At 63.3% G+C, this 19,709-nt stretch carries 1 protein-coding gene (only partly in view); it reads left to right on the top strand.

The window, feature by feature from the left end:
* Positions 1 to 19,709 carry the 3' portion of a VCBS domain-containing protein gene (locus BOH68_RS14575; RefSeq protein WP_456821152.1) on the top strand. Its footprint begins 7,795 nt before the window's first position, so the window shows 19,709 of its 27,504 coding nt (coding positions 7,796-27,504); its start codon lies off the left edge, out of view; its stop codon occupies positions 19,707 to 19,709.

The raw sequence follows: 19,709 nt of genomic DNA, 5'->3' as shown, positions 1-19,709 counted from the left end.
CCGCCACGGATGCCGACAACCCGGATCTGGCCTTCGTCGCCGCCACCGATGACAGTAGTGTCTACGGCAGCTTCGAGGTCGCCGCCGATGGCAGCTGGACCTACACCCTCGACAATGACGCGACGGAAACCCAGGCACTGGCTGCCGGCGAGACCGTCACCGAGACCTACACCGTCACGCTGAGCGATGACTCGACCACCACGGTCAACATCGTCATCACCGGCGTGGACGACGGCGCCGTGATCTCCGATGACAGCGGTGAAGTCACCGAAGACACCACCCTGGAAGCCAGCGGTACGCTGACCGCCACGGATGCCGACAACCCGGATCTGGCCTTCGTCGCCGCCACCGATGACAGCAGTGTCTACGGCAGCTTCGAGGTCGCCGCCGACGGCAGCTGGACCTACACCCTCGACAATGACGCCGCCGAGACCCAGGCACTGGCCGCGGGCGAGACCGTCACCGAGACCTACACCGTCACGCTGAGCGATGACTCGACCACCACGGTCAACATCGTCATCACCGGTACCGACGACCTGCCGGTCATCACGGCCGATTCTGGCGCCGTGGAAGAAGACGGCACCCTGGAAGCCAGCGGTACGCTGACGGCCACGGACGCCGACAACCCGGATCTGGCCTTCGTCGCCGCCACCGATGACAGCAGTGTCTACGGCAGCTTCGAGGTCGCCGCCGACGGCAGCTGGACCTACACCCTCGACAATGACGCCGCCGAAACCCAGGCACTGGCCGCGGGCGAGACCGTCACCGAGACCTACACCGTCACGCTGAGCGATGACTCGACCACCACGGTCAACATCGTCATCACCGGCGTGGACGACGGCGCCGTGATCTCCGATGACAGCGGTGAAGTCACCGAAGACACCACCCTGGAAGCCAGCGGTACGCTGACGGCCACGGATGCCGACAACCCGGATCTGGCCTTCGTCGCCGCCACCGATGACAGCAGTGTCTACGGCAGCTTCGAGGTCGCCGCCGACGGCAGCTGGACCTACACCCTCGACAATGACGCCACCGAGACCCAGGCACTGGCTGCCGGCGAGACCGTCACCGAGACCTACACCGTCACGCTGAGCGATGACTCGACCACCACGGTCGACATCGTTATCACCGGTACCGACGACCTGCCGGTCATCACGGCCGATTCTGGCGCCGTGGAAGAAGACGGCACCCTGGAAGCCAGCGGTACGCTGACGGCCACGGATGCCGACAACCCGGATCTGGCCTTCGTCGCCGCCACCGATGACAGCAGTGTCTACGGCAGCTTCGAGGTCGCCGCCGATGGCAGCTGGACCTACACCCTCGACAATGACGCCACCGAGACCCAGGCACTGGCCGCGGGCGAGACCGTCACCGAGACCTACACCGTCACGCTGAGCGATGACTCGACCACCACGGTCGACATCGTCATCACCGGCGTGGACGACGGCGCCGTGATCTCCGATGACAGCGGTGAAGTCACCGAAGACACCACCCTGGAAGCCAGCGGTACGCTGACCGCCACGGATGCCGACAACCCGGATCTGGCCTTCGTCGCCGCCACCGATGACAGCAGTGTCTACGGCAGCTTCGAGGTCGCCGCCGATGGCAGCTGGACCTACACCCTCGACAATGACGCCACCGAGACCCAGGCACTGGCCGCGGGCGAGACCGTCACCGAGACCTACACCGTCACGCTGAGCGATGACTCGACCACCACGGTCGACATCGTCATCACCGGCGTGGACGACGGCGCCGTGATCTCCGATGACAGCGGTGAAGTCACCGAAGACACCACCCTGGAAGCCAGCGGTACGCTGACGGCCACGGATGCCGACAACCCGGATCTGGCCTTCGTCGCCGCCACCGATGACAGCAGTGTCTACGGCAGCTTCGAGGTCGCCGCCGACGGCAGCTGGACCTACACCCTCGACAATGACGCCGCCGAAACCCAGGCACTGGCCGCGGGCGAGACCGTCACCGAGACCTACACCGTCACGCTGAGCGATGACTCGACCACCACGGTCAACATCGTCATCACCGGCGTGGACGACGGCGCCGTGATCTCCGATGACAGCGGTGAAGTCACCGAAGACACCACCCTGGAAGCCAGCGGTACGCTGACGGCCACGGATGCCGACAACCCGGATCTGGCCTTCGTCGCCGCCACCGATGACAGCAGTGTCTACGGCAGCTTCGAGGTCGCCGCCGACGGCAGCTGGACCTACACCCTCGACAATGACGCCGCCGAAACCCAGGCACTGGCCGCGGGCGAGACCGTCACCGAGACCTACACCGTCACGCTGAGCGATGACTCGACCACCACGGTCGACATCGTCATCACCGGCACCGACGACCTGCCGGTCATCACGGCCGATTCTGGCGCCGTGGAAGAAGACGGCACTCTGGAAGCCACTGGCACGCTGACCGCCACGGATGCCGACAACCCGGATCTGGCCTTCGTCGCCGCCACCGATGACAGTAGTGTCTACGGCAGCTTCGAGGTCGCCGCCGATGGCAGCTGGACCTACACCCTCGACAATGACGCGACGGAAACCCAGGCACTGGCTGCCGGCGAGACCGTCACCGAGACCTACACCGTCACGCTGAGCGATGACTCGACCACCACGGTCAACATCGTCATCACCGGCGTGGACGACGGCGCCGTGATCTCCGATGACAGCGGTGAAGTCACCGAAGACACCACCCTGGAAGCCAGCGGTACGCTGACCGCCACGGATGCCGACAACCCGGATCTGGCCTTCGTCGCCGCCACCGATGACAGCAGTGTCTACGGCAGCTTCGAGGTCGCCGCCGACGGCAGCTGGACCTACACCCTCGACAATGACGCCGCCGAGACCCAGGCACTGGCCGCGGGCGAGACCGTCACCGAGACCTACACCGTCACGCTGAGCGATGACTCGACCACCACGGTCAACATCGTCATCACCGGTACCGACGACCTGCCGGTCATCACGGCCGATTCTGGCGCCGTGGAAGAAGACGGCACCCTGGAAGCCAGCGGTACGCTGACGGCCACGGACGCCGACAACCCGGATCTGGCCTTCGTCGCCGCCACCGATGACAGCAGTGTCTACGGCAGCTTCGAGGTCGCCGCCGACGGCAGCTGGACCTACACCCTCGACAATGACGCCGCCGAAACCCAGGCACTGGCCGCGGGCGAGACCGTCACCGAGACCTACACCGTCACGCTGAGCGATGACTCGACCACCACGGTCAACATCGTCATCACCGGCGTGGACGACGGCGCCGTGATCTCCGATGACAGCGGTGAAGTCACCGAAGACACCACCCTGGAAGCCAGCGGTACGCTGACGGCCACGGATGCCGACAACCCGGATCTGGCCTTCGTCGCCGCCACCGATGACAGCAGTGTCTACGGCAGCTTCGAGGTCGCCGCCGACGGCAGCTGGACCTACACCCTCGACAATGACGCCACCGAGACCCAGGCACTGGCTGCCGGCGAGACCGTCACCGAGACCTACACCGTCACGCTGAGCGATGACTCGACCACCACGGTCGACATCGTTATCACCGGTACCGACGACCTGCCGGTCATCACGGCCGATTCTGGCGCCGTGGAAGAAGACGGCACCCTGGAAGCCAGCGGTACGCTGACGGCCACGGATGCCGACAACCCGGATCTGGCCTTCGTCGCCGCCACCGATGACAGCAGTGTCTACGGCAGCTTCGAGGTCGCCGCCGATGGCAGCTGGACCTACACCCTCGACAATGACGCCACCGAGACCCAGGCACTGGCCGCGGGCGAGACCGTCACCGAGACCTACACCGTCACGCTGAGCGATGACTCGACCACCACGGTCGACATCGTCATCACCGGCGTGGACGACGGCGCCGTGATCTCCGATGACAGCGGTGAAGTCACCGAAGACACCACCCTGGAAGCCAGCGGTACGCTGACCGCCACGGATGCCGACAACCCGGATCTGGCCTTCGTCGCCGCCACCGATGACAGCAGTGTCTACGGCAGCTTCGAGGTCGCCGCCGATGGCAGCTGGACCTACACCCTCGACAATGACGCCACCGAGACCCAGGCACTGGCCGCGGGCGAGACCGTCACCGAGACCTACACCGTCACGCTGAGCGATGACTCGACCACCACGGTCGACATCGTCATCACCGGCGTGGACGACGGCGCCGTGATCTCCGATGACAGCGGTGAAGTCACCGAAGACACCACCCTGGAAGCCAGCGGTACGCTGACGGCCACGGATGCCGACAACCCGGATCTGGCCTTCGTCGCCGCCACCGATGACAGCAGTGTCTACGGCAGCTTCGAGGTCGCCGCCGACGGCAGCTGGACCTACACCCTCGACAATGACGCCGCCGAAACCCAGGCACTGGCCGCGGGCGAGACCGTCACCGAGACCTACACCGTCACGCTGAGCGATGACTCGACCACCACGGTCAACATCGTCATCACCGGCGTGGACGACGGCGCCGTGATCTCCGATGACAGCGGTGAAGTCACCGAAGACACCACCCTGGAAGCCAGCGGTACGCTGACGGCCACGGATGCCGACAACCCGGATCTGGCCTTCGTCGCCGCCACCGATGACAGCAGTGTCTACGGCAGCTTCGAGGTCGCCGCCGACGGCAGCTGGACCTACACCCTCGACAATGACGCCGCCGAAACCCAGGCACTGGCCGCGGGCGAGACCGTCACCGAGACCTACACCGTCACGCTGAGCGATGACTCGACCACCACGGTCGACATCGTCATCACCGGCACCGACGACCTGCCGGTCATCACGGCCGATTCTGGCGCCGTGGAAGAAGACGGCACTCTGGAAGCCACTGGCACGCTGACCGCCACGGATGCCGACAACCCGGATCTGGCCTTCGTCGCCGCCACCGATGACAGTAGTGTCTACGGCAGCTTCGAGGTCGCCGCCGATGGCAGCTGGACCTACACCCTCGACAATGACGCGACGGAAACCCAGGCACTGGCTGCCGGCGAGACCGTCACCGAGACCTACACCGTCACGCTGAGCGATGACTCGACCACCACGGTCAACATCGTCATCACCGGCGTGGACGACGGCGCCGTGATCTCCGATGACAGCGGTGAAGTCACCGAAGACACCACCCTGGAAGCCAGCGGTACGCTGACCGCCACGGATGCCGACAACCCGGATCTGGCCTTCGTCGCCGCCACCGATGACAGCAGTGTCTACGGCAGCTTCGAGGTCGCCGCCGACGGCAGCTGGACCTACACCCTCGACAATGACGCCGCCGAGACCCAGGCACTGGCCGCGGGCGAGACCGTCACCGAGACCTACACCGTCACGCTGAGCGATGACTCGACCACCACGGTCAACATCGTCATCACCGGTACCGACGACCTGCCGGTCATCACGGCCGATTCTGGCGCCGTGGAAGAAGACGGCACCCTGGAAGCCAGCGGTACGCTGACGGCCACGGACGCCGACAACCCGGATCTGGCCTTCGTCGCCGCCACCGATGACAGCAGTGTCTACGGCAGCTTCGAGGTCGCCGCCGACGGCAGCTGGACCTACACCCTCGACAATGACGCCGCCGAAACCCAGGCACTGGCCGCGGGCGAGACCGTCACCGAGACCTACACCGTCACGCTGAGCGATGACTCGACCACCACGGTCAACATCGTCATCACCGGCGTGGACGACGGCGCCGTGATCTCCGATGACAGCGGTGAAGTCACCGAAGACACCACCCTGGAAGCCAGCGGTACGCTGACGGCCACGGATGCCGACAACCCGGATCTGGCCTTCGTCGCCGCCACCGATGACAGCAGTGTCTACGGCAGCTTCGAGGTCGCCGCCGACGGCAGCTGGACCTACACCCTCGACAATGACGCCACCGAGACCCAGGCACTGGCTGCCGGCGAGACCGTCACCGAGACCTACACCGTCACGCTGAGCGATGACTCGACCACCACGGTCGACATCGTCATCACCGGTACCGACGACCTGCCGGTCATCACGGCCGATTCTGGCGCCGTGGAAGAAGACGGCACCCTGGAAGCCAGCGGTACGCTGACGGCCACGGATGCCGACAACCCGGATCTGGCCTTCGTCGCCGCCACCGATGACAGCAGTGTCTACGGCAGCTTCGAGGTCGCCGCCGATGGCAGCTGGACCTACACCCTCGACAATGACGCCACCGAGACCCAGGCACTGGCCGCGGGCGAGACCGTCACCGAGACCTACACCGTCACGCTGAGCGATGACTCGACCACCACGGTCGACATCGTCATCACCGGCGTGGACGACGGCGCCGTGATCTCCGATGACAGCGGTGAAGTCACCGAAGACACCACCCTGGAAGCCAGCGGTACGCTGACCGCCACGGATGCCGACAACCCGGATCTGGCCTTCGTCGCCGCCACCGATGACAGCAGTGTCTACGGCAGCTTCGAGGTCGCCGCCGATGGCAGCTGGACCTACACCCTCGACAATGACGCCACCGAGACCCAGGCACTGGCCGCGGGCGAGACCGTCACCGAGACCTACACCGTCACGCTGAGCGATGACTCGACCACCACGGTCGACATCGTCATCACCGGCGTGGACGACGGCGCCGTGATCTCCGATGACAGCGGTGAAGTCACCGAAGACACCACCCTGGAAGCCAGCGGTACGCTGACGGCCACGGATGCCGACAACCCGGATCTGGCCTTCGTCGCCGCCACCGATGACAGCAGTGTCTACGGCAGCTTCGAGGTCGCCGCCGACGGCAGCTGGACCTACACCCTCGACAATGACGCCGCCGAAACCCAGGCACTGGCCGCGGGCGAGACCGTCACCGAGACCTACACCGTCACGCTGAGCGATGACTCGACCACCACGGTCAACATCGTCATCACCGGCGTGGACGACGGCGCCGTGATCTCCGATGACAGCGGTGAAGTCACCGAAGACACCACCCTGGAAGCCAGCGGTACGCTGACGGCCACGGATGCCGACAACCCGGATCTGGCCTTCGTCGCCGCCACCGATGACAGCAGTGTCTACGGCAGCTTCGAGGTCGCCGCCGACGGCAGCTGGACCTACACCCTCGACAATGACGCCGCCGAAACCCAGGCACTGGCCGCGGGCGAGACCGTCACCGAGACCTACACCGTCACGCTGAGCGATGACTCGACCACCACGGTCGACATCGTCATCACCGGCACCGACGACCTGCCGGTCATCACGGCCGATTCTGGCGCCGTGGAAGAAGACGGCACTCTGGAAGCCACTGGCACGCTGACCGCCACGGATGCCGACAACCCGGATCTGGCCTTCGTCGCCGCCACCGATGACAGTAGTGTCTACGGCAGCTTCGAGGTCGCCGCCGATGGCAGCTGGACCTACACCCTCGACAATGACGCGACGGAAACCCAGGCACTGGCTGCCGGCGAGACCGTCACCGAGACCTACACCGTCACGCTGAGCGATGACTCGACCACCACGGTCAACATCGTCATCACCGGCGTGGACGACGGCGCCGTGATCTCCGATGACAGCGGTGAAGTCACCGAAGACACCACCCTGGAAGCCAGCGGTACGCTGACCGCCACGGATGCCGACAACCCGGATCTGGCCTTCGTCGCCGCCACCGATGACAGCAGTGTCTACGGCAGCTTCGAGGTCGCCGCCGACGGCAGCTGGACCTACACCCTCGACAATGACGCCGCCGAGACCCAGGCACTGGCCGCGGGCGAGACCGTCACCGAGACCTACACCGTCACGCTGAGCGATGACTCGACCACCACGGTCAACATCGTCATCACCGGTACCGACGACCTGCCGGTCATCACGGCCGATTCTGGCGCCGTGGAAGAAGACGGCACCCTGGAAGCCAGCGGTACGCTGACGGCCACGGACGCCGACAACCCGGATCTGGCCTTCGTCGCCGCCACCGATGACAGCAGTGTCTACGGCAGCTTCGAGGTCGCCGCCGACGGCAGCTGGACCTACACCCTCGACAATGACGCCGCCGAAACCCAGGCACTGGCCGCGGGCGAGACCGTCACCGAGACCTACACCGTCACGCTGAGCGATGACTCGACCACCACGGTCAACATCGTCATCACCGGCGTGGACGACGGCGCCGTGATCTCCGATGACAGCGGTGAAGTCACCGAAGACACCACCCTGGAAGCCAGCGGTACGCTGACGGCCACGGATGCCGACAACCCGGATCTGGCCTTCGTCGCCGCCACCGATGACAGCAGTGTCTACGGCAGCTTCGAGGTCGCCGCCGACGGCAGCTGGACCTACACCCTCGACAATGACGCCACCGAGACCCAGGCACTGGCTGCCGGCGAGACCGTCACCGAGACCTACACCGTCACGCTGAGCGATGACTCGACCACCACGGTCGACATCGTCATCACCGGTACCGACGACCTGCCGGTCATCACGGCCGATTCTGGCGCCGTGGAAGAAGACGGCACCCTGGAAGCCAGCGGTACGCTGACGGCCACGGATGCCGACAACCCGGATCTGGCCTTCGTCGCCGCCACCGATGACAGCAGTGTCTACGGCAGCTTCGAGGTCGCCGCCGATGGCAGCTGGACCTACACCCTCGACAATGACGCCACCGAGACCCAGGCACTGGCCGCGGGCGAGACCGTCACCGAGACCTACACCGTCACGCTGAGCGATGACTCGACCACCACGGTCGACATCGTCATCACCGGCGTGGACGACGGCGCCGTGATCTCCGATGACAGCGGTGAAGTCACCGAAGACACCACCCTGGAAGCCAGCGGTACGCTGACCGCCACGGATGCCGACAACCCGGATCTGGCCTTCGTCGCCGCCACCGATGACAGCAGTGTCTACGGCAGCTTCGAGGTCGCCGCCGATGGCAGCTGGACCTACACCCTCGACAATGACGCCACCGAGACCCAGGCACTGGCCGCGGGCGAGACCGTCACCGAGACCTACACCGTCACGCTGAGCGATGACTCGACCACCACGGTCGACATCGTCATCACCGGCGTGGACGACGGCGCCGTGATCTCCGATGACAGCGGTGAAGTCACCGAAGACACCACCCTGGAAGCCAGCGGTACGCTGACGGCCACGGATGCCGACAACCCGGATCTGGCCTTCGTCGCCGCCACCGATGACAGCAGTGTCTACGGCAGCTTCGAGGTCGCCGCCGACGGCAGCTGGACCTACACCCTCGACAATGACGCCGCCGAAACCCAGGCACTGGCCGCGGGCGAGACCGTCACCGAGACCTACACCGTCACGCTGAGCGATGACTCGACCACCACGGTCAACATCGTCATCACCGGCGTGGACGACGGCGCCGTGATCTCCGATGACAGCGGTGAAGTCACCGAAGACACCACCCTGGAAGCCAGCGGTACGCTGACGGCCACGGATGCCGACAACCCGGATCTGGCCTTCGTCGCCGCCACCGATGACAGCAGTGTCTACGGCAGCTTCGAGGTCGCCGCCGACGGCAGCTGGACCTACACCCTCGACAATGACGCCGCCGAAACCCAGGCACTGGCCGCGGGCGAGACCGTCACCGAGACCTACACCGTCACGCTGAGCGATGACTCGACCACCACGGTCGACATCGTCATCACCGGCACCGACGACCTGCCGGTCATCACGGCCGATTCTGGCGCCGTGGAAGAAGACGGCACTCTGGAAGCCACTGGCACGCTGACCGCCACGGATGCCGACAACCCGGATCTGGCCTTCGTCGCCGCCACCGATGACAGTAGTGTCTACGGCAGCTTCGAGGTCGCCGCCGATGGCAGCTGGACCTACACCCTCGACAATGACGCGACGGAAACCCAGGCACTGGCTGCCGGCGAGACCGTCACCGAGACCTACACCGTCACGCTGAGCGATGACTCGACCACCACGGTCAACATCGTCATCACCGGCGTGGACGACGGCGCCGTGATCTCCGATGACAGCGGTGAAGTCACCGAAGACACCACCCTGGAAGCCAGCGGTACGCTGACCGCCACGGATGCCGACAACCCGGATCTGGCCTTCGTCGCCGCCACCGATGACAGCAGTGTCTACGGCAGCTTCGAGGTCGCCGCCGACGGCAGCTGGACCTACACCCTCGACAATGACGCCGCCGAGACCCAGGCACTGGCCGCGGGCGAGACCGTCACCGAGACCTACACCGTCACGCTGAGCGATGACTCGACCACCACGGTCAACATCGTCATCACCGGTACCGACGACCTGCCGGTCATCACGGCCGATTCTGGCGCCGTGGAAGAAGACGGCACCCTGGAAGCCAGCGGTACGCTGACGGCCACGGACGCCGACAACCCGGATCTGGCCTTCGTCGCCGCCACCGATGACAGCAGTGTCTACGGCAGCTTCGAGGTCGCCGCCGACGGCAGCTGGACCTACACCCTCGACAATGACGCCGCCGAAACCCAGGCACTGGCCGCGGGCGAGACCGTCACCGAGACCTACACCGTCACGCTGAGCGATGACTCGACCACCACGGTCAACATCGTCATCACCGGCGTGGACGACGGCGCCGTGATCTCCGATGACAGCGGTGAAGTCACCGAAGACACCACCCTGGAAGCCAGCGGTACGCTGACGGCCACGGATGCCGACAACCCGGATCTGGCCTTCGTCGCCGCCACCGATGACAGCAGTGTCTACGGCAGCTTCGAGGTCGCCGCCGACGGCAGCTGGACCTACACCCTCGACAATGACGCCACCGAGACCCAGGCACTGGCTGCCGGCGAGACCGTCACCGAGACCTACACCGTCACGCTGAGCGATGACTCGACCACCACGGTCGACATCGTCATCACCGGTACCGACGACCTGCCGGTCATCACGGCCGATTCTGGCGCCGTGGAAGAAGACGGCACCCTGGAAGCCAGCGGCACGCTGACGGCCACGGATGCCGACAACCCGGATCTGGCCTTCGTCGCCGCCACCGATGACAGCAGTGTCTACGGCAGCTTCGAGGTCGCCGCCGACGGCAGCTGGACCTACACCCTCGACAATGACGCCGCCGAGACCCAGGCACTGGCTGCCGGCGAGACCGTCACCGAGACCTACACCGTCACGCTGAGCGATGACTCGACCACCACGGTCGACATCGTCATCACCGGTACCGACGACCTGCCGGTCATCACGGCCGATTCTGGCGCCGTGGAAGAAGACGGCACCCTGGAAGCCACTGGCACGCTGACGGCCACGGATGCCGACAACCCGGATCTGGCCTTCGTCGCCGCCACCGATGACAGCAGTGTCTACGGCAGCTTCGAGGTCGCCGCCGACGGCAGCTGGACCTACACCCTCGACAATGACGCCACCGAGACCCAGGCACTGGCTGCCGGCGAGACCGTCACCGAGACCTACACCGTCACGCTGAGCGATGACTCGACCACCACGGTCGACATCGTCATCACCGGTACCGACGACCTGCCGGTCATCACGGCCGATTCTGGCGCCGTGGAAGAAGACGGCACCCTGGAAGCCAGCGGCACGCTGACGGCCACGGATGCCGACAACCCGGATCTGGCCTTCGTCGCCGCCACCGATGACAGCAGTGTCTACGGCAGCTTCGAGGTCGCCGCCGACGGCAGCTGGACCTACACCCTCGACAATGACGCCGCCGAGACCCAGGCACTGGCTGCCGGCGAGACCGTCACCGAGACCTACACCGTCACGCTGAGCGATGACTCGACCACCACGGTCGACATCGTCATCACCGGTACCGACGACCTGCCGGTCATCACGGCCGATTCTGGCGCCGTGGAAGAAGACGGCACCCTGGAAGCCACTGGCACGCTGACGGCCACGGATGCCGACAACCCGGATCTGGCCTTCGTCGCCGCCACCGATGACAGCAGTGTCTACGGCAGCTTCGAGGTCGCCGCCGACGGCAGCTGGACCTACACCCTCGACAATGACGCCGCCGAGACCCAGGCACTGGCTGCCGGCGAGACCGTCACCGAGACCTACACCGTCACGCTGAGCGATGACTCGACCACCACGGTCAACATCGTCATCACCGGCGTGGACGACGGCGCCGTGATCTCCGATGACAGCGGTGTAGTCACCGAAGACACCACCCTGGAAGCCAGCGGTACGCTGACGGCCACGGATGCCGACAACCCGGATCTGGCCTTCGTCGCCGCCATCGATGACAGCAGTGTCTACGGCAGCTTCGAGGTCGCCGCCGATGGCAGCTGGACCTACACCCTCGACAATGACGCCACCGAGACCCAGGCACTGGCTGCCGGCGAGACCGTCACCGAGACCTACACCGTCACGCTGAGCGATGACTCGACCACCACGGTCGACATCGTTATCACCGGTACCGACGACCTGCCGGTCATCACGGCCGATTCTGGCGCCGTGGAAGAAGACGGCACCTTGGAAGCCACTGGCACGCTGACGGCCACGGATGCCGACAACCCGGATCTGGCCTTCGTCGCCGCCATCGATGACAGCAGTGTCTACGGCAGCTTCGAGGTCGCCGCCGATGGCAGCTGGACCTACACCCTCGACAATGACGCCACCGAGACCCAGGCACTGGCTGCCGGCGAGACCGTCACCGAGACCTACACCGTCACGCTGAGCGATGACTCGACCACCACGGTCGACATCGTTATCACCGGTACCGACGACCTGCCGGTCATCACGGCCGATTCTGGCGCCGTGGAAGAAGACGGCACCTTGGAAGCCAGCGGCACGCTGACGGCCACGGATGCCGACAACCCGGATCTGGCCTTCGTCGCCGCCACCGATGACAGCAGTGTCTACGGCAGCTTCGAGGTCGCCGCCGATGGCAGCTGGACCTACACCCTCGACAATGACGCCACCGAGACCCAGGCACTGGCTGCCGGCGAGACCGTCACCGAGACCTACACCGTCACGCTGAGCGATGACTCGACCACCACGGTCGACATCGTCATCACCGGCGTGGACGACGGCGCCGTGATCTCCGATGACAGCGGTGAAGTCACCGAAGACACCACCCTGGAAGCCAGCGGTACGCTGACGGCCACGGATGCCGACAACCCGGATCTGGCCTTCGTCGCCGCCACCGATGACAGCAGTGTCTACGGCAGCTTCGAGGTCGCCGCCGACGGCAGCTGGACCTACACCCTCGACAATGACGCCACCGAGACCCAGGCACTGGCTGCCGGCGAGACCGTCACCGAGACCTACACCGTCACGCTGAGCGATGACTCGACCACCACGGTCGACATCGTCATCACCGGTACCGACGACCTGCCGGTCATCACGGCCGATTCTGGCGCCGTGGAAGAAGACGGCACCCTGGAAGCCAGCGGCACGCTGACGGCCACGGATGCCGACAACCCGGATCTGGCCTTCGTCGCCGCCACCGATGACAGCAGTGTCTACGGCAGCTTCGAGGTCGCCGCCGACGGCAGCTGGACCTACACCCTCGACAATGACGCCGCCGAGACCCAGGCACTGGCTGCCGGCGAGACCGTCACCGAGACCTACACCGTCACGCTGAGCGATGACTCGACCACCACGGTCGACATCGTCATCACCGGTACCGACGACCTGCCGGTCATCACGGCCGATTCTGGCGCCGTGGAAGAAGACGGCACCCTGGAAGCCACTGGCACGCTGACGGCCACGGATGCCGACAACCCGGATCTGGCCTTCGTCGCCGCCACCGATGACAGCAGTGTCTACGGCAGCTTCGAGGTCGCCGCCGACGGCAGCTGGACCTACACCCTCGACAATGACGCCGCCGAGACCCAGGCACTGGCCGCGGGCGAGACCGTCACCGAGACCTATACCGTCACGCTGAGCGATGACTCGACCACCACGGTCGACATCGTCATCACCGGCGTGGACGACGGCGCCGTGATCTCCGATGACAGCGGTGAAGTCACCGAAGACACCACCCTGGAAGCCAGCGGTACGCTGACGGCCACGGATGCCGACAACCCGGATCTGGCCTTCGTCGCCGCCACCGATGACAGCAGTGTCTACGGCAGCTTCGAGGTCGCCGCCGACGGCAGCTGGACCTACACCCTCGACAACGAGTCGGCTGCGGTGCAGAGCCTGACGCCAGATGACACCATCAGCGAGCAGTACACCGTCACGCTGACCGATGGGACGACCACCACGGTCGACATCACCATCACCGGCGCGACCGATGCCGCGCCGACCATCACGCTGGCTGACAAGGAAGTGACCGAGGCCACGGGTGCCACTGTCACTGACACCTTCCAGGTCGAGGCGGATGCCGGCATCGCCAGCGTCACCATCAATGGCACGGATATCACTTCGGCGTCAGTGGATAGCCCCATCGTGATTCCGGGCGCGACTGATGACGAAGGGACGCTGACTATCACGGGCTACGATTCCGGCACTGTGTCCTACACCTATGTGGAGGATGGCACGGCTGCGGATCACACGGCTGGTGACAATAGCGTGTTCGACAACTTCGCCGTGGTCGTCACTGACTTGGCAGGACAGAGCACGAGCGACAGCCTTGACGTCAAGATTCTGGATACCGCGCCGGTTGCCAACCCTGATGAACGCACCATCGAGGAAGATGCGACGGATGAACTGACTGGCAACGTGATTGACGGTATCAATGACACCGCCGATACGCTGGGCGCCGATACGCCGTTCATGGTCTGCAAACTGGACGACAAAGGGATTGCCGACGGCGGCAGTGCGACCGTCACCGGCGACTATGGCACGCTGACACTCAATAGTGACGGCAGCTATACCTACGTATTGGATACCACCAAGACGCAGTCGCTGGCTGATGGTGTGCAGGCGGAAGATGTCTTCACTTATGTCCTGGAGGACAGTGATGGTGATACGTCTACCACCACGCTGACCATCAACATCACGGGGTCTGACGATCTGCCGGTACTTACCGCAGACACTGGTGCCGTGAGTGAGGACGACGTACTGAGTGCCACTGGTGCGCTGACGGCTACCGACGTGGACGGCATCGCTCCGACCTTCGTCGCCGCCACCGATGACAGCAGTATCTACGGCAGCTTCGAGGTCGCCGCCGACGGCAGCTGGACCTACACGCTTGATAACGACAGTGCAGACGTACAAGGCCTGATTGAAGGACAGACCGTCACCGAGCAATACATCGTGAGCCTGTCGGATGGCACCAGCACTACCGTCGATATCATTATTACCGGTGCTGATGATGGTGAGCCGACCATCGACTCGTTGGAAGATCAGTCAGTCATCGAGGGTGAGGGTGCGACCGTCACCGATACCTTCAATGTCCAGGCTGATACTGGCATCGCTACCGTCACCATCAACGGCACCGATATCACCGGCGCGACTGCAGACAATCCGGTCGCGATTCCTAGCACGGATGGTGATGAAGGTACGTTGACCGTCACTGGCTACGATGCCGACACGGGCACCGTCTCTTACCGCTATGTGGAAGATGGTACTGCCGCTGATCACTCTGGCGGCGATGACAGCGTTGTCGATAGCTTCACCGTGGTGGTGACGGATGTTACCGGTGCAACAGCCACCGACAGCCTCGACGTCACGGTTCTGGATACCGCGCCTGTCGCCAATGATGACACCTACACCATTCGTGAGGACGATACTTCCCCTGATGGTGAGCCGGTGATCAGTACCAATGTCATCACGAGTGTTTTGGGTCGTGGTCAGGATGAGCTTGGTGCCGACGCCGTGACCATCACGAAACTGGACGGCATCTTGCTGGCAGACAACGGGGGTAGTGTTACCGTCGATGGCAGCTATGGCAGCCTGACCCTCAATACCGATGGCAGCTTCAGTTATGACCTGGACGATGTACGTGCCCAGGCATTGGGAGCGGGTGATCTGGTCAAGGAGGAGTTCGAGTACACCATTCTTGATGCGGATGGGGATTCGGATACCGCTGTCATCACCATCAATGTCCAGGGCTTGAACGACAAGCCGGTGGCCTATGACGATGGCCCGATTCTGGTCGAGGAAGATACTCCGGTCAGCGGCAACGTCCTGAGCAACGATGTTGATGCCGATGGTGATGAGTTGAGCGTCTTCAGCTTCACTGTTGACGGCGATACCTACGACCCGGGCGAGACGGCGGATCTTGGCGAAGTCGGCACGCTACTTATCAATGCCGATGGTACCTTCACCTTCACGCCCGGCGAGAACTACAACGGTCCGGTGCCTGATACCACCTATGTGATCACGGATGGTACCGAGTTCGATGAAGCCATTCTCAGCTTCCAGGATGTCACGGCGGTCGATGACCCTGTTGTCATCAGTGCCGATGATGGCGCTGTTGCCGAAGATGGTGTGACACAAGCGTCGGGTACGCTGACCGCGACCGATGTCGATAGTGTTGCGCCGACATTCGTGGCCGCGACCGATGACAGCAGTGACTACGGCAGCTTCACTGTCAATGCTGACGGTAGCTGGACCTATACGCTCGACAACGACACAGCTGCTGTTCAGGGGCTGACGTCTGAAGACGAGATTGTCGAGCAGTACACCGTCACGCTCAGCGATGGTTCCACCACGACAGTGGATATCGTGATCACCGGTACTGATGATGCACTGCCGGTCATCAATTCACTGGAAGATCAGTCCGTCACCGAAGCGACAGGAAGTACGGTCACCGATACCTTTACCGTGAAAGCTGCGGCAGGTATTGCGGCAGTGACGATCGCTGGTGTGGATATCACGGATGCCAACACCTCACCGGTAGTGATCTCCAATCCAGATGGCGAAGGGACGCTGACCGTCACTGGCTATGATGCCGACACCGGGGTGGTCTCCTACAGCTATGTGGAAGATGGCACTGCGGCTGATCATTCCGGTGGCGATGACAGTGTCGTTGACGACTTCGCTGTCGTGGTGACGGATCTTGCCGGTCAGAGCACCACATCCAGTCTGGATGTCACCGTTCTGGACACCGCGCCGATAGCCAATGCTGATACCCGCAGCATGAACGAGAATCGCAGTGCTGCCGTTACCGGCAATGTGGTGGACGGCTCATCTGCGACGGCGGACACCCTGGGGGCCGATGCGGTCACCGTCACCGCCGTCACTTCCGGATCAGAAACCGTCGCGGTGAGCGATGGCGCGGCGGCTGTGATCACTGGTGCTCATGGCGAGCTGACGCTTGAAGCGGATGGCTCCTACAGCTACCAGTCAGCACGCGAAGATCTGCAGTTCCTTGCGGCGGGTGAGTCGGTCACGGATGTCTATACCTACGTGATCAGGGATGCTGACGGTGATACCTCCAGTACTACCCTGACGATCACCATCAATGGTCGCAACGACGGCCCGGCGATCAGCGTCAACATTGGTGATAGCGCCTCCGCCAGCCTGACGGAAACGGACTCCGCGCTGAGCACCAGCGGTACGCTGTCGGTGACGGATGTGGATCTCAGCAATAGCGTGACGCCAAGCGTGACCAGTGTCTCCAGCAATGGTGATACTGGCGCGCTGGACAACGATGATCTGCTTGCGCTGCTGGGGGTGGACACCGGCGCCATCATCGATGACGAGAACACTGAAGGGACGCTCAACTGGACCTTCGACAGCAGTGCTGCCGGGGAAAGCTTCGACTACCTGTCTGCAGGCGAGTCACTGGTCCTGACCTACACCGTCACTGTCACGGATACGGCGGGAGCGACAGCTACCCAGGATGTCACCATTACCATCCAGGGGACGAATGACGCTCCGGTGGTGACTGCGACTGAAGGCCGCGTCAGCGAAGAAGGGCTCGAAGGCGGTATCGCCGACAGTGATGCGGCTGATGGCTTCACGGATACTACCGATGCCACCATCGTCACCGGTACGGTTTCGGTCACGGATGTCGACAGTGACAGTGTCTCGTTGGTGCTGACGGCGCCTGCCACGGCCATCACATCCGGTGGCAGTGCGGTGACCTGGTCCGGCAGCGGTACCCAGTCAATGGTGGCAACCGATGCCGAGGGCAATGAAGTCGCGACGGTGACCATCGATGACAGCGGTGCCTATACCTTCACTCTGAGTCAGGCGGTTGATCACTCGGGTGATGGGGAAGATGTCCTGTCTCTGGACTTCGGTGTGCTCGCAACGGATAGCGAAGGCGCAAGCTCCGCCGGCACGCTGACCATCGGCATCGAGGATGATGCCCCCGAGCAGCAGGAAGCACAGAGCTTCTCCTCGACCTTGGTGGATACTAACGTCACAATTATGCTGGATATCTCGGGCTCGATGAATACGAGGGATGGAGTTGATGGTAGCACTCGTCTCCAGAGTGCTATTGATTCGGTCAAAGTTCTTCTAGATTCTTACGATGATTTCGGTGATGTACTGGTCAACCTTGTCGTCTTCCAATCGTACTCATCGTATGCGCCTGGTTGGATAACAGTTGAAAGAGCTTCACTATTGTTGGACACACTGCAAGCCGGCGGTGCTACCAATTATGATGCTGCTCTGGATACGGCAATGCAGAATTTCAATGTAGATGGTGCTCTTGAATCGGCACAGAATGTGTCTTATTTCTTCTCAGATGGTATACCTAATCGTCCCACTGGAAGTGCTGGGATTTCAGCTGATGAAGAAGTCGAATGGCAACAATTCTTGACCGATAATTCGATTAAGTCTTACTCAATTGGTTTAGGTGGCTCTGTCAACGAGAGTAATCTAAATCCGATTGCCTTCGATGGCTCGGCGAATGAGAATATTGATGCGACAGTGGTTACTAGTTTTGAGGATCTAGATGATAGCTTGGCAGCGACTGTGCAATCACCCGTCAGTGGTCAGCTGGTATCAGGCAGTTCCGTGGATGGCAGTCTGTTGGGAGCAGATGGCGGTTATCTGCAGTCGGTCACTGTGGATGGCACGACCTACAGCTATGATCCGGATACCAATGCTGTTTCTGCCACTGGCACCGACAACAGCAGCTACGATGCAGACAGCCTGGAGTTGACCATCTCGACGGATCTGGGCGGCAGCATGCTGTTCAATCTGGGGACCGGTGATTTCTCCTATACGCCGCCGGACAATGTCAGTGAGCGTTCCACGGACAGCTTCGATTACGTCACGGTCGACAACGACGGGGATACCAACACTTCCAGCGTCAGCATTGATGTCGACAAGTTGGCTGTCGTGATCGGGACTTCCGGTAACGATACTTTGACAGGTGATGGTGACGGGCCTTTCTATGCCGATTATCTGATCGGCCAGGGCGGCGATGACATCTTGACTGGCGGTGTGGGCAGCGATCGTCTGGAAGGCGGTAGCGGCAACGATACGCTGAGAGGTGGTACCGGCAACGATATCCTGTCCGGTGGCGAGGGCGATGACCTTCTGGTGGGTGGCTCCGGCAACGACATCCTCACTGGCGGCGATGGGGCAGACACCTTCCAGTGGATGAGTGGTGATGACGTCAACAGCGAAGGCGGCATGGCGACGGATACCATCACCGACTTCAGTGTGGCGGATGGCGACGTCATCGATCTTTCGGATCTCCTTCAGTCCAATGGGGACGCCGATGCGCTCTCGAGCTTCCTGCACTTCGAGTCAGATGGGGACGGCGGTACCACCATCGAGATCAGTATGGACGGCTCTGCGGGCAGCAATGTCACCCAGGAGATCACTCTGCAGGATGTGGATCTGACATCGGGCGGTGATTCCGATGCCCAGATCATCCAGTCGCTGCTGGATAGCAATAGCCTCAAGACCAACGTTGACGGTTGA

The organism is Cobetia sp. MM1IDA2H-1 (assembly GCF_002916775.2).
GTDB classification, from domain to species: Bacteria; Pseudomonadota; Gammaproteobacteria; order Pseudomonadales; family Halomonadaceae; genus Cobetia; species Cobetia marina.
This window is presented reverse-complemented; position numbering and strand designations above follow the sequence as displayed.